The organism is Paenibacillus sp. CAU 1782 (assembly GCF_054551715.1).
Genome location: NZ_JBTOLL010000002.1, coordinates 328,892 through 349,128, shown reverse-complemented (window position 1 = coordinate 349,128; position 20,237 = coordinate 328,892). Strand labels below are relative to the sequence as shown.

General features: G+C 50.7%; 19 protein-coding genes and 1 pseudogene. 12 read left to right on the top strand and 8 right to left on the bottom strand.

All coding sequences use genetic code 11. From position 1 onward, the window contains the following. The first annotated feature begins 206 nt into the window (after positions 1–206). Positions 207–956 (top strand): YhcN/YlaJ family sporulation lipoprotein, encoded by a 750-nt coding sequence (locus tag ACX93W_RS10565; RefSeq protein WP_459392323.1) that lies wholly within the window; start codon positions 207–209, stop codon positions 954–956. A 248-nt stretch (positions 957–1,204) separates the two neighbouring features. Further along, positions 1,205–1,615 (top strand): GNAT family N-acetyltransferase, encoded by a 411-nt coding sequence (locus tag ACX93W_RS10560; RefSeq protein ID WP_459392322.1) that lies wholly within the window; start codon positions 1,205–1,207, stop codon positions 1,613–1,615. Between the two features lie 99 nt (positions 1,616–1,714). On the opposite strand, the gene ACX93W_RS10555 is transcribed toward ACX93W_RS10560, so the two are convergent. The 3 genes from ACX93W_RS10555 to ACX93W_RS10545 form a co-directional block, all read right to left on the bottom strand. Continuing rightward, positions 1,715–2,329: an MBL fold metallo-hydrolase gene (locus tag ACX93W_RS10555; protein ID WP_459392321.1), complete on the bottom strand. Its 615-nt coding sequence runs from the start codon at positions 2,327–2,329 to the stop codon at positions 1,715–1,717. A 113-nt stretch (positions 2,330–2,442) separates the two neighbouring features. Continuing rightward, a complete protein-coding gene (locus ACX93W_RS10550) occupies positions 2,443–2,943 on the bottom strand; it encodes a GNAT family N-acetyltransferase (protein WP_459392378.1) in 501 nt (166 codons plus the stop codon). An 83-nt stretch (positions 2,944–3,026) separates the two neighbouring features. Next, positions 3,027–5,051 (bottom strand): beta-galactosidase, encoded by a 2,025-nt coding sequence (locus tag ACX93W_RS10545; protein WP_459392320.1) that lies wholly within the window; start codon positions 5,049–5,051, stop codon positions 3,027–3,029. Positions 5,052–5,198: 147 nt separating this feature from the next. Between ACX93W_RS10545 and ACX93W_RS10540 the strand changes: the two genes are divergently transcribed. From ACX93W_RS10540 to yunB, 5 genes are all read left to right on the top strand, one after another. Beyond that, the gene (locus ACX93W_RS10540) at positions 5,199–6,029 is read left to right on the top strand and encodes a helix-turn-helix domain-containing protein (RefSeq protein ID WP_459392319.1); all 831 of its coding nucleotides are present in this window, start codon (positions 5,199–5,201) and stop codon (positions 6,027–6,029) included. A 145-nt stretch (positions 6,030–6,174) separates the two neighbouring features. Next, positions 6,175–7,236 (top strand): Gfo/Idh/MocA family protein, encoded by a 1,062-nt coding sequence (locus ACX93W_RS10535; RefSeq protein WP_459392318.1) that lies wholly within the window; start codon positions 6,175–6,177, stop codon positions 7,234–7,236. A gap of 142 nt (positions 7,237–7,378) precedes the next feature. After that, the gene (locus ACX93W_RS10530; RefSeq protein ID WP_459392317.1) at positions 7,379–8,011 is read left to right on the top strand and encodes a TetR/AcrR family transcriptional regulator; all 633 of its coding nucleotides are present in this window, start codon (positions 7,379–7,381) and stop codon (positions 8,009–8,011) included. Between the two features lie 56 nt (positions 8,012–8,067). After that, the gene (locus ACX93W_RS10525; protein ID WP_459392377.1) at positions 8,068–8,961 is read left to right on the top strand and encodes an alpha/beta fold hydrolase; all 894 of its coding nucleotides are present in this window, start codon (positions 8,068–8,070) and stop codon (positions 8,959–8,961) included. Between the two features lie 763 nt (positions 8,962–9,724). Further along, a complete protein-coding gene (gene yunB, locus ACX93W_RS10520; RefSeq protein ID WP_459392316.1) occupies positions 9,725–10,807 on the top strand; it encodes a sporulation protein YunB in 1,083 nt (360 codons plus the stop codon). Positions 10,808–10,815: 8 nt separating this feature from the next. On the opposite strand, the gene ACX93W_RS10515 is transcribed toward yunB, so the two are convergent. Continuing rightward, complete coding sequence (locus ACX93W_RS10515) at positions 10,816–11,898, bottom strand: M23 family metallopeptidase (RefSeq protein ID WP_459392315.1); 1,083 nt, start codon at positions 11,896–11,898, stop codon at positions 10,816–10,818. A 364-nt stretch (positions 11,899–12,262) separates the two neighbouring features. Between ACX93W_RS10515 and lipA the strand changes: the two genes are divergently transcribed. Further along, positions 12,263–13,225, top strand: coding sequence for a lipoyl synthase (gene lipA, locus ACX93W_RS10510; RefSeq protein ID WP_459392314.1), 963 nt, complete (start codon positions 12,263–12,265; stop codon positions 13,223–13,225). Between the two features lie 24 nt (positions 13,226–13,249). Continuing rightward, complete coding sequence (locus ACX93W_RS10505; RefSeq protein ID WP_459392313.1) at positions 13,250–13,987, top strand: YutD family protein; 738 nt, start codon at positions 13,250–13,252, stop codon at positions 13,985–13,987. Positions 13,988–14,070: 83 nt separating this feature from the next. Here the strand turns inward: ACX93W_RS10505 and ACX93W_RS10500 are convergent, their stop codons facing one another. Together ACX93W_RS10500 and ylbJ are read right to left on the bottom strand one after the other, a co-directional pair. Continuing rightward, positions 14,071–14,868: an NAD kinase gene (locus ACX93W_RS10500; RefSeq protein WP_459392312.1), complete on the bottom strand. Its 798-nt coding sequence runs from the start codon at positions 14,866–14,868 to the stop codon at positions 14,071–14,073. Positions 14,869–14,986: 118 nt separating this feature from the next. Further along, complete coding sequence (ylbJ, locus tag ACX93W_RS10495; protein WP_459392311.1) at positions 14,987–16,084, bottom strand: sporulation integral membrane protein YlbJ; 1,098 nt, start codon at positions 16,082–16,084, stop codon at positions 14,987–14,989. 549 nt (positions 16,085–16,633) lie between these two features. Between ylbJ and ACX93W_RS10490 the strand changes: the two genes are divergently transcribed. Both ACX93W_RS10490 and ACX93W_RS10485 read left to right on the top strand, forming a co-directional pair. Further along, a complete protein-coding gene (locus ACX93W_RS10490) occupies positions 16,634–17,014 on the top strand; it encodes a globin domain-containing protein (RefSeq protein ID WP_459392310.1) in 381 nt (126 codons plus the stop codon). Between the two features lie 13 nt (positions 17,015–17,027). Then, positions 17,028–17,738 carry a DUF2225 domain-containing protein gene (locus ACX93W_RS10485; RefSeq protein ID WP_459392309.1) on the top strand — a complete coding sequence of 237 codons (711 nt, stop codon included), beginning with the start codon at positions 17,028–17,030 and terminating at the stop codon, positions 17,736–17,738. A gap of 20 nt (positions 17,739–17,758) precedes the next feature. On the opposite strand, the gene ACX93W_RS10480 is transcribed toward ACX93W_RS10485, so the two are convergent. Continuing rightward, positions 17,759–17,992: a hypothetical protein gene (locus ACX93W_RS10480; RefSeq protein ID WP_459392376.1), complete on the bottom strand. Its 234-nt coding sequence runs from the start codon at positions 17,990–17,992 to the stop codon at positions 17,759–17,761. A gap of 125 nt (positions 17,993–18,117) precedes the next feature. Continuing rightward, positions 18,118–18,258, bottom strand: a pseudogene (locus ACX93W_RS10475) (YycC family protein); the annotation flags it as partial. Positions 18,259–18,317: 59 nt separating this feature from the next. On the opposite strand from ACX93W_RS10475, the gene ACX93W_RS10470 reads away from it, so the two are divergent. After that, positions 18,318–20,102, top strand: a complete 1,785-nt coding sequence (locus ACX93W_RS10470) for a M3 family oligoendopeptidase (RefSeq protein ID WP_459392308.1) — start codon at positions 18,318–18,320, stop codon at positions 20,100–20,102. The last annotated feature ends 135 nt before the right edge of the window (positions 20,103–20,237 follow it).

The following is a 20,237-nucleotide window of genomic DNA, read 5'->3' as shown; positions in this document are numbered from 1 at the left end:
AAGTACTAAGACTTGATACTAATATATACGCATGGACGCCGGGTGTCAATAGAACTGTCAAAACACTGCGCGATAGTTGCGGCTTTTTTTGCTGATAAAACAATGATAAAAGGATTGATATGAATACCGTTCCCGATGTCCGCAAAAAATAGGCATGAAGGTCAAGGGCAATGATTTTTCAGAAGGAACGGAGGAGGCATGCATAGATGGCAAAAAAAATTAGGCATATGCTCGCAGTTTTGCTTATGTGCTTAGTCGTGGCGGCAGTGGCCGGCGGCTGCGGAATGGAGAAAGTAGGCGATCTCGGAAATAAAAATATCCGGAGCAATCAGGTACGTTACGATGCTAACGGCAACCTGCTGCGGGACAAACGATTCGCAGACGATCAAAGAAACGATATGAACCGGGTTAACGGAAACCGGCTGTACAGCAACAACTTGATCGGTTCCCACAAAAATTATAGAGTCGAAATGAATGCCGAGGTATCCAATAAGCTGACGGAAGAAATCCCGCCCGTAAAAGCGTCGTATGTGCTGCTTGCCAACCAGAATGCTTACGTCGCTTTGTCGCTGAATGAAGCCGAACCCAAGAGCAACGCCAAAACATTGAGCAGAACCGGGATCAGCATGCTTGGAAAAGGAGATGCCCGCCCGTATCAGGGGCTAAGAAGCTTGTCCACAGGAGAAGAAAATTTGACTGATACGATAAGGTCGGAGGTAGAGGTCATTGTTAAAAGGCTTCGTCCCGATGTGGAGCATGTATACATTTCCGCACATCCCGAATTCGTAGGCCGGTTAAACGCCTATATGAACGACGCCAAGGAAGGGTATCCCGTCCAAAATTACATTATGGAGTTTAACGCATTGGCGGAACGGATTTTCCCTGCGGGCTCCAAACCTACCAGTGAAGAGCTGCTGCGGCCTTATGGCGGCCGGAGCGGAAGATTGCTGGAGTAGCTCAGAGGAACAAAGCAAAGGAATTTTCGGGAAAGTCAGCTTAAGCTGGCAGGAGCTCCGGCCGCAATGCGGTTCGGAGCTTTTTATGCTTCAAGGTCAATTCTGTTTTAGCTTGGAATGGCCGATGACTGCTGATGTATTCTGAGTGTTAGTATTATTCAAATATAGTTGTTATTTATCATCCGCTTATGAGTGGTTTACTCTAAAATAACATTGCAGATGATCTTAAAACTAAGGGGAGAATGTAGATGAGAATACGCTATGCAACACATGCAGATTTTGAAGCAATAAAAGCCCGAGACCATCATATTTCGGATCGCATGATATTGTCAAAAATCAACGAAAAGGAAATATACATACTGCAGCTCCAGGATGAAAGTATGATTGGATGGCTGAGGTATGGTTATTTTTGGGACAACATTCCTTTTATGAATATGCTTTGGGTTGACGAACAATATCGAGGCAAGGGTGCAGGAAAACAGCTTGTCCTCTTTTGGGAAGATCAAATGAATCAACAGGGTTTTAAATTGATTATGACATCCACTCAGGCAGACGAAGAAGCTCAACACTTTTATAGAAAACTAGGATATAACGATGCAGGCTGTTTAATTCTGGATACACAACCACTGGAAATATTTCTTACAAAGAAGCTAAATTGACTATAAAAGTTGAAATAAAGAAAAGTAGCGTCAGTCCAGAGTGTGTGGGGTTCTGGTTTTCACACGCCGGCCCACACCGCTGAAACTCTGTAGTTTACCTTATCCTTGAAAAGGCTCGTCATGTCCCGGGATAATCCAGTCCGGAGAGAGCGCTTTAATCATTTTGATGGATTGCTTGGCAAGCTCCTTATCCTCCGATATGGGATGAACCTCGATATGCTGGTAATATTCCTTTGCCAAAACGGCATCGGCAGCGACCAAAATCTTCTGTCCTTTATGCTTGAATAGCACTGAGGTGTGGCCAAGGGTATGCCCGGGCGTCTCCACGATGCTTAACCCGTCAACAATGTGGCCCTCTATAGGCTGGAAGCGATCCATAAGTTCTTTGTCCGTCCCGGTTAATCTTCCCCACCAGTTGTTTAGCTCATTCCGGTTTGCAAGCAAGCGAGCGTTTGGAAACAAGCTGGCGCATCGGAAGTGGTCGGGATGCATATGAGTAGCGTAGACGATGTCGATTCCATCCCGCGCAAGCTCCGATTTTTCCAAAGCCTCGCGCAGCAGATCCTCGCGCCAGCCGGGATCGATCAGCACCCGGACTCCATGTCCGCTAACCAGTGTCGTTGAACAAATGATGTCTCTTTTTTCATCCGGATAACGGTATTTGTTCGTGGATAATTGCCCGGTGATCAGCACTTCATAGTGAAATTCTTCCATAAATAATACCTCCTCCAGCAAGTTGGGAGACAGGACACAGCCAACCGGCTGGAACACGTCCTGTCCCGACATGCATGATAATGCGGAACAACCTCTTATAGGGTTGTTTCTTGCTAAATGGCCTTTTCCATGATGTAATCGTCCATTACATAACCGTTCCCGATATCGCCAACTTGCTCGCGCAACTTACGGAAGCCTTTTTTCTCGTATACGGCAATAGAGGCGTCATTATGCCGGTTGACGGTCAGCCAGATCGTTTGGAGATCCCGAATCTTGCATAACTGTTCCAAAAAGGTCATCGCCCTGCTTGCGGCTCCTTTTCCCCGATGCTCTTTTAAGACATACAATTTGCTCAAAAACAATGCGCCGTTGTCCTCGGAGACGGCAAGATAACCGACGGGTATGCCCTCTTCGGCAATAAAATAATAGTCCAGCTTCCCTTCCTGTATTTGGGAGGAAATAGCTTGTACGGATTGAAACTTGTCGACCATGTAGGTAATTTGTTCAAAAGAGATCAGGCTGGCGTAATATTCATGCCAGATCGTCTCCGCCATGGCTGCCAGAAGGGAGATATGCTCCGCTGATTCCGCCTTTGCAAATTCAGGTATAACCATCACGCTGTTACCGCCTTTCCATGATGTATCTCATTCCTTCCCAGCGTACATCATTTCCAGGAGACAAGTCTACTGCCCGCGGCTTAATCCGGTATTTTTTGAAGGGTAAGCACTGCGTAAGGCTCCATGGTTACGGAACCTTCATAGATATCCTCCAGCAGCACGTCGCGGTAAACACCGTCCAGTGAAACGGAGGCGGCAACATTATTGTGGTTCATCAGCATTAGATAAGGCACGCCTTCCGCCGTCGTGCGGGTTACCGCCTCGATGCCGGCATGCTTCTCATTCAAAGCGCCGCTTATTCCTTCTTTATCCATAATCATTTCCGCCAGCGGCACAAGTGCAGCTTGGTCGAGGTCGCAGCCGACATAATAAACACGGCCTTTGCCATAGCGGTTAACCGTGACGGCAGGAGAACCTTTATAATAATGGCTTCCGTATTCGGCAAGCGACTCCGCGCCGTCAAGCTTCAGCACGTCGCACCATACCTCCGCTTTTCCGCTGCCAAATGAACCTTCCACTGTTACTGTCCGCTCGGAAAATAACGAATCGTATTCCTCAAGCTCCACGCCGGCAATCGGCCTGAACAAGCCGGGAAGGGTCAAGGTCGTCATGGCGTTGTTCCAGGTTCGGGTGCCCGAGCGGAATGTAATCAGCAGCGCTCCGCCTTCACGCACATACTGTTCGCATTTTGACGCGATTTCTTCCGTCATCAAATTAAAGGCCGGCATAAGCACCAGCTTGTACGGCGAAAAATCGGCTTCAACGCTTGTAACGTCCATGCCGGCATGGTTGCTGTTGAACGCGCGATAATAGGAATCCAGCAGGCCGTTATATGAAAATTTGCGGTTATGCGGCTGGCCGCGATGGCTCCACAAGTTGTCATAGCTTTTGATCAGGGCAACGTCATTTTGATTTCGGGCGCCTACATACCATGGCGAAAGCTCCTTGAGCTCTTTGCCTATTCCCGTAATTTCGCGCAATCTTCGGCGCCCAACGCCGTCATGATCCAGAATGCCGTGCCAATACTGCTCGATGCCTACCGTACAGGCTCTCCAGCGAAAATATACCATGGCATCCGCCCCGTGAGCGATGGCTTGATAGGTCCACAGCTTCACTTGTCCCGGCTCAGGCGTGTCGCCCATGGCTTGCCAGCCGCACGGACCGCTTTGCTGCTCCATCATCCAGAAGTTCCTTTGCTTGATGCCCCGCATCAAATCATGCGCCATCCCGACGGTATGATGGTCGGATTTGCCCCACATGTTATTGGGGTAGTTGTCCCAGCAAACAAAATCGAGATCTTTGCCCAGGTCGAAATAATCCAGCTCGCTGAAATGGCCCATCAAATTATGCGTGATCGGCAAATCGGTAAAGTAACGAAGCGCGCCGATCTGCATGCTTTGGTAATCCGCCGTGGCATCCGAGAAGAAGCGATAATAATCCAGGAGCAGTCCGGGGTTGTGGTTGTTCGGCGTGGACTGGATACCGCCGGAGCCGTTATTCTGCGAAAAACCGTCGCTGGAGGAATAGGCCGGCAGAATGATTTCGTCAAAGTGGCGGTACGTCTGGCTCCAGAAGACGGTGCCCCATTCGGCGTTCAGCTTGTCGATGGTGCCGTATTTGCGGCGCAGCCACAACCGGAAGCCCAATAGATCGCTCTCGCAAAAGCAAGGCCCGCCAAACTCGTTGTCGATTTGCCAGGCAATGACATGGGGATGATCCTTGTAATGGCGGCCCATCGCTTCGACGATCCGACGCGAGTATTCCCGATAGACGGGATGGTTGACGCAATAATGGCGCCGCGTGCCAAAACCTTTGGTAAGGCCGTACACGTCGACGGGGTACATATCGGGATATTTGTCCATCAGCCATTTAGGCGCCGCCGCGGTTGGCGTGCCCAATACGATTTTGATGCCTTGCGCGGTTAAAACGTCTATAGCCCGGTCCAGCCAGGCAAAGTCGTAGACGCCCTCCTCCGGCTCCATGACCGACCAGGCAAACTCCGCAAGCCTGACGATATTGATATGGGCTTCGCGCATCATGGCCGCGTCGATCTTCCAACGTTCCTCCGGCCAATGCTCCGGATAATAATCTACGCCAAAGTACATACAGTTACCTCTTTTCTTGTTTTAATGGATATGTGATTATTTTGCTTGAACTACAAGTTATGTCTTCATTATAAAATGAGGTATACTAACGGTAAATGCGATGTTTTTGATCCGGAGTATGAATATTTTGCTCTTTGGGAGGAAGGAATGAGAATTAATCATTTTTTGCCGCAACCACGGTTTCGGAGGTTTCTTTGTTATCCGGAGTCCTTCGGCCATTATAAGAATGAACCGGCCCATGCCGAACTTCGGGAGCAAGGCCGGTTTGCCGCCTACAACCTTCATATTGTCCTTGCTGGAAGGGGATATGTGGAGTTAGGCGGAAGAAAGACGGCATTGGAAGCGGGACAGGGCTTCCTGTACGGGCCGGGCCTGGAGCAGAACTATTGCGCGGATGCCGAAGATCCTTGGGAGGTTGGCTGGGTCCACTTTGTTGGTCCGGCGGTTCCTTTGCTTCTCCAAGGCAAGGGGGAGGGGGAGCCTTGGCTGTTTTTCTGGCGCGGGCGTCCCGAGATCGAAGCTTTATGGAAAAGGCTGCTGGAAGGAGGCATTCCTTCGTTATCCAGCGGCGAGGCCAGTGTTTCAGCCCTGCTCTACGAATTGCTCGCGGAGCTCGCTCAGCACGGAGAAGAGGCGGGTGAAAATGCCGCCGGCGTGCAGCGAAGCCGCTTTCTGGAAGCGGCGGAATGGATAAGGGAGCATAGCCGCGAGCCGTTGGCGCTCCCGCAAATGGCCAAGGCGGCGGGCTGCAGCATGTCCCATTTTAGCCGCAGGTTCCATGTAGTGATCGGTTCGTCGCCGATTCAATTTTTGACAGAATGCCGGGTTCTCCATGCAAAAAGGCTGCTCGTTTCAACCAAGCTGACAATCAAAGCCATCGCCGAGACGGCTGGTTTTGCGGAAAGCTCTTATTTCATTCAAGTCTTCCGAAGGTCGGAAGGAATGACGCCCGACCAGTTCCGAAAGCTTAGAGGTTAGAAAAGAGGACAAATAAGCATAAATATCCTGCAAAAATGACGTGATTTTACCGTATCGTAAACAATAAAATCCCTGTAGAATTAAAGACATGTTAACGTTAAATGCTTGATCATATGCATTTGTACAGGAGAAAGGAAGGATTAATATGGCAAACAAAACATATAACATGGCGATTGTTGGTTACGGCGGGATGGGCTCTTATCATACAAGGCTGGTAGAGCCAGTGAATGGCATCCAGGTAACAGGCGCGTTCGATATTAGCGAGGATCGGCTGAAAGCGGCCGCAGAGCAAGGGTACAAAACTTATGGCAGCCTGGACGAGCTGCTGGCAGACGGCACGGTAGACATTGTCCTGATCGCAACGCCTAACGACGTGCACCGGGATATTGCGATTTCCTCGCTGAGAGCCGGCAAACATGTCATTTGTGAAAAACCCGTGACGATTACAAGCAGCGAGCTGCTGGATATTATTGAAGTTCAGAAGGAAACAAACCGGGTGTTCTCCGTTCACCAAAATCGTCGCTGGGATGAAGATTTCCTGACGATCAAACATCTGATTGACACCAAACAAATCGGGGATACTTTCCATCTGGAATCCCGCGTTCAAGGTGCAAACGGCATTCCAGGCGACTGGCGCCAAGTGAAAGCTCCGGGCGGCGGCATGCTTCTGGACTGGGGCGTCCACCTGCTGGATCAGCTGCTTCTTATTACAGACAGCAAGATCGACAGCGTATGGACAGAGCTAAGCAGTATTCTCGGCACGGAAGTGGATGACGGCTTCACCAGCTTTATCAAGTTCAAGGACGGCTTGACTGCGCTGATCGAAGTGGGAACAACCAACTACATCAAGCTTCCCCGCTGGTACGTGAAGGGTACGGAAGGCTCCGCGATACTGAAGGACTGGGATTTGAGCGGCGAAATTGTACGCAACAATCCCGATGTAGCCAAAGTTGAGCCTAAGCCGATCAAAGCGGGACAAGGCTTGACCAAAACGATGGCTCCTCCATCCGAGGAGTCGACATTGAAGCTGCCGCTGGAGAAACCGCCAGTGCCTGCGCAAAGCTTCTACGAAAACTTTATCGCTGCCATCGAAGGCACATCGCCACAGCTTGTCAAAAATGAAGAAGCGCTCCGGGTGCTTCGTTTGATCGAAGCCATTTTTGAATCCGCTGAAAAACGCACTGTTTTGAACGGTCTGGACTTGTAATAAAGCAGGTAAAGGGGGAGTTTTCGGCCCCCTTTTTTTGAACAACGCAATAAGGAAATGGGGTGGGTTGAAAGGGCTTCCTTTTTTTGATATATTTTTGAATGAACGTTCATTCAAAAGATTCCGGGAGGCGGACAAAGGAATGTCGGAGCAAAGCAAGCTGCTGATGCAGCAATTTATGGAGGCTTTTCAGAATGGAGCGGGGGATGCGAACCGCCGCAACATTATGCTTCATGCGGTAGATGTATTTTCAAAAAAAGGCTATACAGGTGCCAAAATCAAAGACATTGCCGCGTCTGCGGGATTTAGTCAGGGGTATGTGTACAGCTATTACAAGTCCAAAGACGAGTTGTTTGTCAAAATCGCGGAAATCGCATTAAATGGAGCATCCCAATCGGTGATTTGGGCATCCCGGCTGCCTGGTTCTCCGCTAGAGCGGATCACATGGCTGACCGAGGCCTATTTGGCCAGTGATAGTGTTGCCCTTCAGCATTGGCGGTTCAATTTGTTGCTGTCCGCTGCGGCGGATGGCGTTCCGGAGGAAGCCAAATCTCTGGCGGAGCAAAAAAGGAGCGAGCCCATTGCAAATCTGGTCCCTCTTCTTCTGGAGGGCCAAGCGATTGGGGAAATCGCGGAGGGCAATCCGGTTTCGCTGGCTATCGCTTATTTTTCGCTGATGCAGGGATTGGGATTAACCCGGGCAGGGATGGAAAGCGACGACGGCTTGTTTCCATCCGTGGAGATGGCGCTGCGTTTGATGAAGCGGCAAACATAAAGCCTCATCCCAAGCCTTCCCGACGTGTACGGAAAAAAGGAGGAGAATCGTTGAAAATGCTATCGCCTTTCAAAAACGACCGTCAGCGCTCCAAGGTATTGGATTCATACGACGAACTGCTGAAGCTGTGGGATGCCCAAGTGGAATCGCGTTATGTTGAGAGCTCTTATGGCAGGACGCATGTGCTTCTGGCCGGCAAACCGGAAAATCCGCCGCTTATGCTGTTTCACGGAGTTGGCGACAATGCAGCGTTAATGTGGGCGCTTAATATAGGGGCGCTGTCGGATCATTTCTATTGCATTGCGGTGGATACGCTGGGCGGACCGGGAAAAAGCGAGCCGGGAACGCGATTTAATCAAGCGGAGTTCGATTGTATTTCGTGGCTGGAAGAGGTGCGGGAAGGCCTCAGGCTGGGCTGTCTCTATGCGGCAGGCGTGTCCAACGGCGCTTACATCGCGTATCGGTATGCGGCGGCCAAGCCGGACATTGTGCTTAAAGCGGTTTGTATGGAGGGCGGAATGATTCCCGATCCCCTCAAAGCGATGTTCGGCACGGTGAAAATGATGTTTCCTGAGCTTTTGTGGCCGACGGACCGGAATTTGCGCCGGGTCATAGCCAAGCTGAGTTCGCCGGAAAGCGATGTTTTCGAGCGTTATCCTGCCTTGGCGGAGCATCTTGTATTGCTGATGAGAAGCCATAATCAACGCGCCATGTTCCCGCACAAGCCGCAAAAATATATCTCCGGCGAAGCGGCGAGCTTGAGGCATAAGCTTTATTTTCTGCTGGGAGATCATCATACGGTGGCGGGACCTTCTTTTGTCGGGCTGCTGGAGTTCGAAGGCCTACGATATTCCATTGTAAAAAGGGCCGGACATGCCATCAATCATGAGCAGCCGGAGATTGTGCACAAGGGGATGCTTTCATTCCTCCTGCAAACGTCAGGCGCCTAAAGTCGCCGGTCATGGCAACATTGTCATACAGCACCGCGACTTCGTATGCATGAAGTCCACATCCACGTCGAGCAGTTCGACGTATTTCGGTGTTGCCTTTTATCCTATCGCAGTATAGAATATTTGAAAAAAATTACTGAAAGGAGTGGGAATATGAGGTTGAAAGGGAAGTGTCTTGATAAATCGATTGTTACAATTTTCATATTTTCATTCCAGTAAGAGGGGCTGTCCAAAAAGCCGATCCGCGTATCTGATTCAATTAAAAACGCTAATGGACATCCGTGCCCGTTAGCGCTTATTTTTTAGCTTTTTGCGTTTGTAACGGACATTGATGTCCGTTACAGTGAAAATTATCCAATAATTACCCATTTTGGGGCTCTAACGGACAAGGATGTCCGTTAGAATTTCAAAATCTGCGTTTTACGCGTCTAACGGACTTCCGTGTCCGTTAGAGCGTTTGACTTTTTGGACAGCCCCTTTTTTATTTGCGCGGAGGTGATTATTTGACAAGGTACAAAAGAATTTTGACAATCCGGGCTCTATGAAAGAAATTTGCGAGGGGAAAGGTAATGGCACAATAATTAGTGGCGAGTCCATTTTGGAATGGGAATAAGCGTAAGATTATGAGGGGGCATAACAGTGCTCTCTCTTTTTCGTAATACTTGCCATTACAGTTAGCGCAGCTAGCTTCTTCCTGCCTTCTTTTTTGTCCGCAAGCCGCATAGGTATGGGTAAGGTTGGACAGGATCGGGGGAAGGCAACGATGGCAAAATGGGGAAAAAGAAAGCTGCTGCCACGGCTGGTGATCGACCTCAGACCATGGCGCGGCAAGCGTCAAAAGCGGAGCCCCCTCTTTGGAGGCGGCAGTGGCAATCGCCCGGGCAAGGGCGTTCGCTGGGGCAGCGGGGGAAAGCAAGGCGGGACGCTGCTTTCGCGCGGTGCTGGAAGCAAACCTCCGAAGCCATGGGGGAAACCATCCGGCGGTTTTTTTGTTTCGTCAACATTGGGGGGAAAGCCGCGTAATTCAAGGCGGCCAGCGCCTGCGGTAGCACCGCGTCCTCCCGGAGCGAGACGGCCGGTGTTGCGAAAACGGACGATAGTGCTGCTGTTTCTGGTTTCAATGCTTTTGTTTTCTGTGCCGTCGTTTGTGTTTATCGAGCGCAATTTGCGGCCTCCACTGATGAATATTGCCAAGGTCAGAATCAAGCAGGTTGCGACACAGGCAATCAACAAAGCCATTACGGAGCAGGTTGCCCGCCATTCGGAAACGGAAAAGCTGATCGAATGGAAAATGAACGACAATGGAAAAATATCGGGGTTTATGCTGAATTACGGAGAGCATATGGCGATTACCTCGGAAACGATCAAGACCGTTCAATCGACGCTTGGCGAAATTAAAAATATACCGGAGCATATTCCTATCGGCCATGCCTTAAACAGCGCGATTATTTCCTCCTTCGGCCCACGCGTGCCCGTTAAGTTCGAGCCGGTGGGAGCGGTGAAGGTCGAGCTTGGGACGCGCGAACGAAATTCGGGCATTAATATGGTGCTGGTGGAGGTTTATATCACCGTTACGACAGAGGTTTCCATCATCATTCCTTTTGATACGGCCCCGGAGCTGGTGCAAACGGAAATTCCGATTTCTTATTTGCTGGTTGTTGGGGATGTGCCGATGTATTATTACGACGGCAGCGGCAAGCCGGTAGGCGAATCTGCGCCGCAAGCACCTAATATTTCTGTTCCTCTGGTACCCGGAACCGGCATCTCCTCCTCCGGCAATAAGGAGGAGAGCGGTGGCGAAGGAGAGGGACATTCCTCCGGCGGTTTGCAGATGGAGAGTGAGTAGCAGGCAGCCTAACGCTTGCGTTCGGCTTGTTCCCACCGTTTCAGCAATGGGAACGGGTCGAACGCCCACTCCACAAGCCCGCGGTCGCTGTAAATGCCGTAGTGCAGATGGGGCGGAAATTTTCCGGAAGTACCGGGTTTGCCGTAGCCCGTGCTGCCGACCCAGCCGATCACTTGACCCGGCTCCACGATTTGGCCGGCTGCAAGCGATTTTTGAAATCCGGACAAATGGGCGTAATAGTGGTAATGGTTATTCAAATCGCGAATGCCGATGCGCCAGCCCCCGTATTTGTTCCAGCCCTTGCTTTCAACGATGCCGTAGCAGGTGCTTCGAACCGGCGTGCCGTGGCTGGCAAAGATGTCGGTTCCTTCATGAATTCGCCGTCCGCCCCATCCGCGCCGGTCGCCCCATGTATCCTTGAAGGAATAGGACACTCCTTTTGGAAGCGGGAAGGAGTTTTGGAACAAATCCAATTGGCCGTAGTGGCCGTAAATGGCCGCAAACTGTCCGATTCGCTGAACCGCGCGGCTGTTGCGGTAATATTCCCAAACGCCGGCCGGAAAGCGCGCTTCTGTCGGACCGTACGAGGACATAAAGGAGATTAGCGAGTAGAGCAGGTCGAAATCGCTGCTGCGCGCTGCCGTTCCATCGCCGTCTCCGTCTTTCCCGATGCCCCCGAACAATCCAATGGACAGCGGGTAGACATCATCTTGATCGGGATTTAACCCGCCAGCCCAGCGTTCGGGCTCTACGAACACGCCTGAATGCTGGCCCAACGTCATCCTTGCTTTTGGTTTGGCTTTTGACATGGACCGCTCATATTGATCAACGGCGGCGGACCAATACCAGGGGACCCCCGTTACTAATTCCAGCCGGTCGTACAACTCTCTGCGGGCATCGAAATCTCCGGCGCTTAATGACGCTGTTTCCAGCGCCTGCGCACCCACCGCATCGGCCTGCTGCAACGTCCGCTTCTCCTGTAATCGAGTTGCCGGCATTTCCTCCCCCGACTGATTGACCGGCAAAGCCGGGACAGACAGCAGCGCGACAGCAACGACCGTTGCATGAAAGATCAGTCTCAATAGTCCCACCCTTTCACCATATAAATGATACAGATATGGTTTGCAGAGAGACTTTTTTTATCCCTATATGGAGAAATGCGGGAAGTCCATATTGCCAATGTATCTCATTTTGAGATAAAACAGATAATAATTAGCTATCATTATTTGCCGCGGGGACAGAGGACTTGTCATTACTTTTTATGGGCAAAGCGTGTTATAATGGGTGCGATGAGTTATAGTGCGTGTTCAAAGGAGGAAACCTCCTTCGCAAGCATGCGCTTACTTCGAGTGAATGCCATATTCGATGCTGCTATTTAGCGAGGCATGTTTCGTAATGGAAAGTGGACTTTTTGAACAACTTCTTATAATTGGACGCGAAAGCAGGTAATGATAAATGAATCAGCGTGAAAAGTTGCAAAAGCCGGACTGGCTTCGCATCAAACTTACGACCGACGGTCACTATTCCGAGATCAAGGACATGATGCGTTCCAAGACGCTTCATACAGTCTGCGAAGAGGCGCGCTGCCCCAATATTTACGAATGCTGGTCCAATCGCACAGCTACGTTTATGATTCTAGGGGATATCTGTACGCGGGCTTGCCGTTTCTGCGCGGTCAAAACAGGTCTGCCAACAGAGCTGGATTTGCAGGAACCGGAGCGCGTTGCGGAAGCGGCTGAATCCATGGGCCTGATGCACTGCGTGGTTACCTCCGTTGCGCGGGATGACCTGGCTGACGGCGGAGCCTCCATTTTTGCGGCAACCATTGCCGCTATTCGCAAACGGATGCCATCTTGCCGGGTCGAGGTTCTTATTCCCGATTTCATGGGCAATTGGGACGCTCTTCAAGTCGTCATGGATGCGAATCCCGACATTCTTAATCACAATATCGAGACGGTTTCCCGTCTTTCCGATCGCGTAAGGGCCAAAGCCAAATACCAGCGTTCGCTGGAATTGCTGCGGCGGGCCAAGGAAATGAAACCAAAAATTCCGACGAAGTCCAGCATTATGCTGGGCGTTGGCGAAGAATGGGATGAAATATTGGGAGCGATGGATGATTTGCGCGCGGCTGATTGCAATATCTTGACGTTGGGGCAATATTTGCAGCCTACGCCAAAGCATATGCCGATCAAGCGCTACGTTCATCCCGACGAGTTCGCCCAGCTTAAAATCGAAGGCAAAAAAAGAGGATTCCGCCATGTGGAGTCCGGGCCGCTTGTACGCAGCTCGTACCATGCGCATGAACAGACGGATTCCGCCCATGCAGCCATGGCCGCCGAAATTTCTACAGGGATAGAGAACGAGTTTGTGCTAGAGCCCTCCGGTTCATGCGCAAGCGCTGCGGTAGGCATCAAGTAATGCAGTTTTTAGCGAGGTGAAACTATGGCTTTGATTCATATCGGGGGCAAATCCTATGAGCTTGTCCACGAAAACAGGAACGGCTGGAATCCGGAATCCTTCCGGAGCCGATACAGCGAAGTGCTGGAGCGTTATGATTTTATCATTGGCGACTGGGGCTACAATCAGCTGCGGCTTAAAGGTTTTTTTCGCGATAACCACCAGAAGGCCAATCGGGATTGCTCGTTTTCGAGCATAAGCGATTACATTAACGAATATTGCAATTTCGGCTGCGCTTATTTCATTTTGGAGAAAAAGCAAGGGGCGGCAAAGGAATTTGGAGCTGACGATCTTGATCTGAACGAAGCTCCTCCTGTTATCGCGCTGGATGGCATGGACCTGAGGGCAGCCGCCGAGTCCGCAGCTGCGGCTGAAGCGGACGGAGCAGTCTTGGCGATATCAAGAGAGGCTGCTGTCATCCCTCAGCGCAATCGCCATCGTTATCAGCCGCGTACTGAAGCGGGAAACGAGCATCAGGAGCAGCAGGGACATAGCGGAAAGCAGGAGAGGGAAGGGAGAAGCCCACGGGAATCCCGGAACAGTCAAGGCGATAACCGCAGACGCGACAAGGAGCATCAACATCGCAAGGGGAACAGCCGCCCTCACGAGCACAGAGGCAAAAAGCCGTCTAAAGGCGGTCCAAATGGAAACGGTTCACAGGAATCGGCTTCATCGGAGCCGCGGCAAAGCAGAGGAGCCTCTCACAAGGGAAGCACTGAATAAACCTGCCTCTCTTTAAAAAAAGAATATGTCCCAAAAGCAAAAGTTGGAGAGAAACGATTTCGTTTCCTCCAACTTTTTTTGCATTATTGTACATCGTAACCAAGGAACGCTTCGCGAACCCGGTTCCAGAATGGAAAAGGCCGGTACCTTGGGAAACTTACCTTACGGTTGCTTACACTGCAGCGGATGGAACGAATATCGCTGTACATCATGCTGACATGGTCAATGCTAAGCTGAATCCGCTGTTCTTTTTTTGAAATAATATCGCAATGATGGTGCTTGGGCAGCAGGACGGATGAGCCAAGCGTGCGGAAAACCCGATTATTGATGGATGCAATCTCCGCAATCTGCAACGATTCAATCGAGGGATGGACGACTGCTCCTCCCAGGCTTTTGTTGTAAGCGGTGCTGCCGGAAGGGGTGGAGATGACGATGCCGTCTCCGCGGAACATCTCGAACAATTCGTCGTTGACATCGATTTGCGCAACCAGCGTGCCGTCGACGCCTTTAAGCGTAAATTCGTTCAAGGCCAAATAATTCAAGGTTTCCGTACTGGTTTCCACCTCGATCTGGGCTAACGGATAGCGAACCATAATAGGGGTTTCCTTGGCCATCAGAGCTACCAGCTCCTCCAGCTCATCTGCATTCCAGTCTGCATAAAAGCCGAGATGTCCGGTATGAATCCCAATAAATGCAACATCGGAGATGGAATTAACATAATTGTGAAACGCCTGAAGCAAGGTGCCGTCTCCCCCGATAGAAATGACGATATCCGGCTTGACCTCATCCAACTGGAAGCTGTTCTCCGCGGCAAGTTCGTGAAAGCGCCGGGCCAGTTCCTTTGAACGATCGTCCCCTCTGTCAACTACTGCATATTTCAACGTGGAAATCTCCTTCCGGGTTTTACGAGGTTTTTCTTTTGTATAGTCATATTATGGAAAGCAAGCTTTTTGAACATCCTTATTAAATGATATCGGAAACAGGCGTTAAATTCAATGATTAGGGACCAAGAACTCCCCATAACAGATAGACCAGTCCCATAGCGATAAAACCATGCAGGAGACGGGCCATCAGCAGAGGTGTGTAGCGCACCTGCGTTCTGCTGAGCAAGCTTGCGATTTGGGCATGGACGGACAATCCGCCCCAAGAAAGGACCCAGGCCGCTATGGCGGCTTGGTGCATGAGGCTGCTAGCGCCGGACCCGGCGCCACCGGCAGCTCTTGCTCCAAGCGTTACCTCGAACAGACCAAACACCACTGCATCCGCCAGCTGCGCAGGCATGCCTGCAAGATCAAACAGCAACCGAAGAACATTGGATAATCCCTCCAATAGACCCGCATGGTTAAGCATTTCCATGACTACGGAAAAAAACACAACAAGACCGCCAACCACAATCATAAGCCTCAGAGCCGATTGGATGGATTCCTGCAGCAATTGGCCAAAATTCCGCCCGTCCAGCAGACGGGCATCGTGCATAGCGCGAAACGCAGATTTGAGCCGTCCGCCATATACTCTGCCGCCTGAAGGCGGACGTCCGCCTTCCGCAATTTTTACGGCCGAGGAGGGGCTGGAGCCGTCCTTGGAGGCATGAAACCGCATCAGCAAGCCGATGACAAGCCCTCCACCGTAATGCGCTGCCGCAAGTACAGGGGCCAAAGCGGCCTGGTGGAAAAAACCGACCGATACGGCGCCGATTAAAAAAATGGGATCCGAGGTTGTTGTAAAAGCGACAAGCCGTTCGCCTTCCGCCCGGTTGATCAGCCGCTGCTCCCAGAGCTGTGCCGTTAAGCGAGCTCCTACGGGATAGCCGGATATGTAGCCCATGGCTACCACAAAACCTCCAATTCCGGGCAGGCGGAATAGCGGGCGCATCAATGGGTCCAGAAGCCTGCCAAAAAAGTGGACGATGCCAAGTCCCAGCAGTAATTCAGAAATGACGAAAAACGGGAAGAGGGCCGGAAACAGCACCTGCCACCAGATCGAAAGTCCTCTAAGGGAGGATTGCAGAGCCGCTTCTGGAAAAACGGCCATCAGCAGGCATAGGAGAAATGCCGCGTAAGCTACCAGCGACAAGGGATGAAATAGGGCTCGGAGCATCTTCGGGACCTCCTCGGCTTTCTAACCATAAAGATAAAGGCTACTTCTACATCCTATGTAAAGAGTTGGACAGCCATCACCGACTTTGAAATGTTACAATGTCATTACAGTTTGGAAAACGCTATCATTTTGGGTGTTATAGGACCTGTTTTATGGTACAATAAAACTATCCTTAATGCTTGGAGTGGTGAGTATGAGTATTATCGCTGGCATTCTTGTCTGCGCTTTTGTCTACGTCATCCGTGAGTCTATTGCATCGCCAAACGAAGAGGATTACAAAACCTGAAGCAACTGTTTATGAACAACCTCTCGAAGCTTGGCGTCACCGTATAGCGCCCGCATGCATGCATGCGGGTTGTTTTTATTTGGGCACCTCTGGGGCGTTTCTGAAAATTCGCTCAAGTGCATCGATGTCTGCTCCCTGCGGAGTTTTCAGACACGCCTTAAACAGGCCGCAAGTAGGATAAAAAGTGTGATATTCTTCGCGGACAAACAGAGGGAAAGTGTGTTATAATTCAAAATACCTACAAAATGGAGTTGGATATGCCGATGAATAGGAATATAAGCCTTTATGAAGCATTGGGCAGCGAGGTTGGAATTAGGTCTATAGTCGAGTGTTTTTACCCAAAGGTGCAAAGTCATCCATTGCTGGGTCCTCTTTTTCCGGAAGATATTAATCCAGTCAAGGAAAAACAATATTTGTTTCTATCCCAATTTTTTGGCGGGCCCCATTTGTATTCGGAGCAGCACGGCCATCCCATGATGCGCGCCAGACACATGCCTTTCCCCATTACGCCGGAACGGGCGGAAGCATGGCTGTCCTGCATGGGGGAGGCTTTAAAGGAAGTAGGCATTGATTCTGAGCTTGCCGCTTTTGCTCTGGAGCGACTTTCGGGTCCGGCTCATCATTTTGTAAACACAACAGAGTAGGAGACGTGATGTTATGGAGCCGCTATATGAGTCGAAAATGGAGTGCATCTGCTGTGAAACCACCTTTGCCACCTCTCGGGTTCGCCCCAGTTTCAAAAGGGCGACGGTCACGGACTCCGATTTTTGCGGACATTATACAAACGGCGTGAATCCGGACTTTTATGTTGTGCGGGTATGTCCCAATTGCGGCTTTGCGTCTACGGAGAACGGTCTGGATAAGCTGAGTGACGCGCAAAAGATGCTCTATTACGAACGGATCGGCATTAATTGGAAGGGCGGGGATTTCAACGGCGAGCGTAGCAAGGAAACGGCAATGTATTGCTACAAGCTTGCTTTGTTGACGGCTCAGACAACTGGCGCTAAGGATCGCGTTATAGCGGGATTGCTCCATCATATCGCATGGCTTTACAGGTACGAAAAAAATGTCAGCGAGGAACGGCGTTTTCTGGTCTATGCACTGGATGCTTATATTCGCGTGTATGAAACAGAAGGCGTTTCGCTGAATAACGCACGGTTGATGTTCCTGATCGGGGAATTAAACAGACGGGTGGGCCATGAAAAGGAAGCCGTAAAGTGGTTTTCTCGTATCATCAACGACAAACGCATTATGGATGCCGCCATGATCAGAGCAAGCCGCGAACAGTGGCAGCTGATCCGCGAAGAATCCATGCTGCGCGGAGAAGTGGACAACGAAAGCCTTTCGCAAACCGTTACCTCAGCCTGAAGCAGCTGCTTCAGGCTTTATTATTTGCGCAGGATGATGTCGGAAAGCAGGTAATCCTGGTCGGCATCAATAATGGTGAGAACGTTGCGGCAGCATGGGAAAACGAGCCGCTTTTTTTTGCCGTCCGCAATCACCTTTAATTCCGCTGGCTTCAACGGCAGAAGCACATTTTCTGCATCACAGAAAGGGCACTGGGATACATAGAGGTCGCCCATGACCGTTTCGTAAGGCCAGGTATTCTGAAAAGGATGCATCATTGGCCGGAACCATTTGCCTTGTCACCGTCGTTTTCGCCGGAATTGCCTGGACCTTGGGTTTCTCCGCTCTCCGTTTCCGCTTGTTTAGCGGCAGGCTTATAATCGGTATTGTCCTGAACGGCGGAAAGTTCCCCGCTATTCAATGTTGCCAGCTTCTGCAGCAAGATATGGCGAGGCATATGCATAAGATGCTCGATCGGAACACCCAGTTGCTTGGAAAGCTTAATTGCTGTGTCTGCTGAGATTTGTAATGGCTTTGACATGAGTTTTTCCTCCATTTGGGTTATACTGTATCCATAATTCTATAACGAGGTGTACAATTATGTCCAATCATTATCCTTTAACCTGGAATCTGGATTCCATCTATCCTGGCGGCTCGGCCTCCGCTGAGTTTGCCGCAGAGCTCGCCGGCATTGGGACCGGCATAGGGAAGCTGCTGGCCCTGCTGGATGAAAAAAGCTCTCCTACGCTTGAACTCATCAAAGAAATGACCGGGCTTGCTCAGCAGATTTTATTCGCGCTGCGCCAGTCAGAGTCGTTCACAAGCTGTTTGCTGGCGGCAAATGTAAAAGATCAAGCTGCTGCGGCATTAAGTGACCGCGTCAAAACATTAAGCGCCGATTATTTGTCTGCTATGGCCCGATATGACGATATTCTTCGGAACATCGGCGACAACGATTGGGAGGCGATGCTTGCCGATCCGGAGCTGAGAGCCGTCGCCTTTCAGTTAAACGAACGCAGAGAACTGGCAAAAATCAAGCTGTCCCCGGAGCTGGAGGCGTTAGTGGGGGATCTGTCGATCGACGGCTATCACGGCTGGGGAGATTTCTACAACACCATTGTTGCCCAAGCTCAGTTCAAGTCAGAGGAAAGCAACGGCGAAGAAGTTTTGCTTTCCGCCGGCCAAATGTTTAACCGGCTAAGCGATACCGATCGCGAAGTTCGTAAAGCCGCTTTCCAGGAATGGGAGCGTGAGTGGGCGCGAAATGGCGATTTATGCGCCGATGTGCTGAACCGCATCGCCGGCTTCCGGCTGAAATTGTACCAGCGCAGAGGCTGGGATCAAGTGCTTCAGGACCCGCTTCAAATCAATCGCATGAGCGAAAAAACACTCTCTGCCATGTGGGATGCCGTGAAGGAAGGGCAAAAGCTGCTGCAGCCTTATTTCCAGCGCAAAGCGGAGCTGTTTGGCCTGGAACGGCTGGATTGGCATGATGTCGCCGCTCCCGTCAACACCTCGGAGCGGAAAATTCCGTTTGCGGAAGGCGCCGATTTTATTTTGGAGCAGTTCCGCGAGTTTGATCCGCGGCTTGCCGAATTTTCCGAAAAAGCGTTTAAAGAGGGTTGGATCGAGGCGGAGGATCGCCCCGGCAAACGTCCAGGCGGCTTCTGTATTTCATTCCCGAAAAGCGAGCAGACGCGCATATTCATGACTTATTCCGGAACCACCGACAATTTGTCGACGCTGGCGCATGAGCTTGGCCATGCCTACCATCAGCATGTCCTGAATGATCTCCCGCCTTTTGCCCACGAATACGCAATGAACGTAGCGGAGACGGCATCGACCTTTGCGGAAATCATCGTTACTGACCGGGCTCTCAAAGCTTCCACAGACAAGGACGAAACAATAAGCTTGCTGGAGAGCAAAATCGGCAACGCGGTGGCGTTTTACTCCAATATCTATGCCCGCTTCCTTTTTGAAACGCGTTTTTATGAGGCTCGCAAGCAAGGGCTGGTCTCAAAGGATGAATTGAATGTGCTCATGGCGGATGCGCAAAAAGAAGCGTTTGGCGATGCTTTGGGCGAGCTCCATCCGCATTTCTGGGCGGCCAAGCTGCATTTCTACTTAACCGACGTCCCGTTTTACAACTTCCCTTATACATTCGGCTACTTGTTCAGCGCGGGCTTGTATGTGCGCGCCAATCAGGAGGGAGAAGCTTTCCGCGACAAATACGTGGCATTGCTTCGCGACACCGGCTGTTTGACTGTTGAGCAGCTTGCAGAGAAACATCTTGGCGTAAATCTGGAGGAGCAGCATTTCTGGAACGAAGCCGTTGCTCTGACAGCAAATGATGTAGCTTTATTCCTGGAGCTGACGGAAAAATAAACGGATCAGGAAAACACGATTGTTTTTAAAGCTCCCAAGCGCTAGGTATTGATCGAAGGATCATTGACCATGCTGCGTAAGGGGGCTTTATTTTTTGTAAAGCAAGGCATATGTTGTACATGATATTGCAATGTG

Coding starts and splice junctions, on each gene's coding strand:
- ylbJ (WP_459392311.1), bottom strand. CDS start 16,084: ATGCTCCGAGCCCTATTTCATCCCTTGTCGCTGGTAGCTTACGCGGCA.
- ACX93W_RS10535 (WP_459392318.1), top strand. CDS start 6,175: ATGGCAAACAAAACATATAACATGGCGATTGTTGGTTACGGCGGGATG.
- ACX93W_RS10555 (WP_459392321.1), bottom strand. CDS start 2,329: ATGGAAGAATTTCACTATGAAGTGCTGATCACCGGGCAATTATCCACG.
- ACX93W_RS10470 (WP_459392308.1), top strand. CDS start 18,318: ATGTCCAATCATTATCCTTTAACCTGGAATCTGGATTCCATCTATCCT.
- ACX93W_RS10565 (WP_459392323.1), top strand. CDS start 207: ATGGCAAAAAAAATTAGGCATATGCTCGCAGTTTTGCTTATGTGCTTA.
- ACX93W_RS10480 (WP_459392376.1), bottom strand. CDS start 17,992: ATGCATCCTTTTCAGAATACCTGGCCTTACGAAACGGTCATGGGCGAC.
- ACX93W_RS10525 (WP_459392377.1), top strand. CDS start 8,068: ATGCTATCGCCTTTCAAAAACGACCGTCAGCGCTCCAAGGTATTGGAT.
- ACX93W_RS10560 (WP_459392322.1), top strand. CDS start 1,205: ATGAGAATACGCTATGCAACACATGCAGATTTTGAAGCAATAAAAGCC.
- ACX93W_RS10540 (WP_459392319.1), top strand. CDS start 5,199: ATGAGAATTAATCATTTTTTGCCGCAACCACGGTTTCGGAGGTTTCTT.
- ACX93W_RS10485 (WP_459392309.1), top strand. CDS start 17,028: ATGGAGCCGCTATATGAGTCGAAAATGGAGTGCATCTGCTGTGAAACC.
- ACX93W_RS10530 (WP_459392317.1), top strand. CDS start 7,379: ATGTCGGAGCAAAGCAAGCTGCTGATGCAGCAATTTATGGAGGCTTTT.
- ACX93W_RS10545 (WP_459392320.1), bottom strand. CDS start 5,051: ATGTACTTTGGCGTAGATTATTATCCGGAGCATTGGCCGGAGGAACGT.
- ACX93W_RS10490 (WP_459392310.1), top strand. CDS start 16,634: ATGAATAGGAATATAAGCCTTTATGAAGCATTGGGCAGCGAGGTTGGA.
- lipA (WP_459392314.1), top strand. CDS start 12,263: ATGAATCAGCGTGAAAAGTTGCAAAAGCCGGACTGGCTTCGCATCAAA.
- ACX93W_RS10550 (WP_459392378.1), bottom strand. CDS start 2,943: ATGGTTATACCTGAATTTGCAAAGGCGGAATCAGCGGAGCATATCTCC.
- yunB (WP_459392316.1), top strand. CDS start 9,725: ATGGCAAAATGGGGAAAAAGAAAGCTGCTGCCACGGCTGGTGATCGAC.
- ACX93W_RS10505 (WP_459392313.1), top strand. CDS start 13,250: ATGGCTTTGATTCATATCGGGGGCAAATCCTATGAGCTTGTCCACGAA.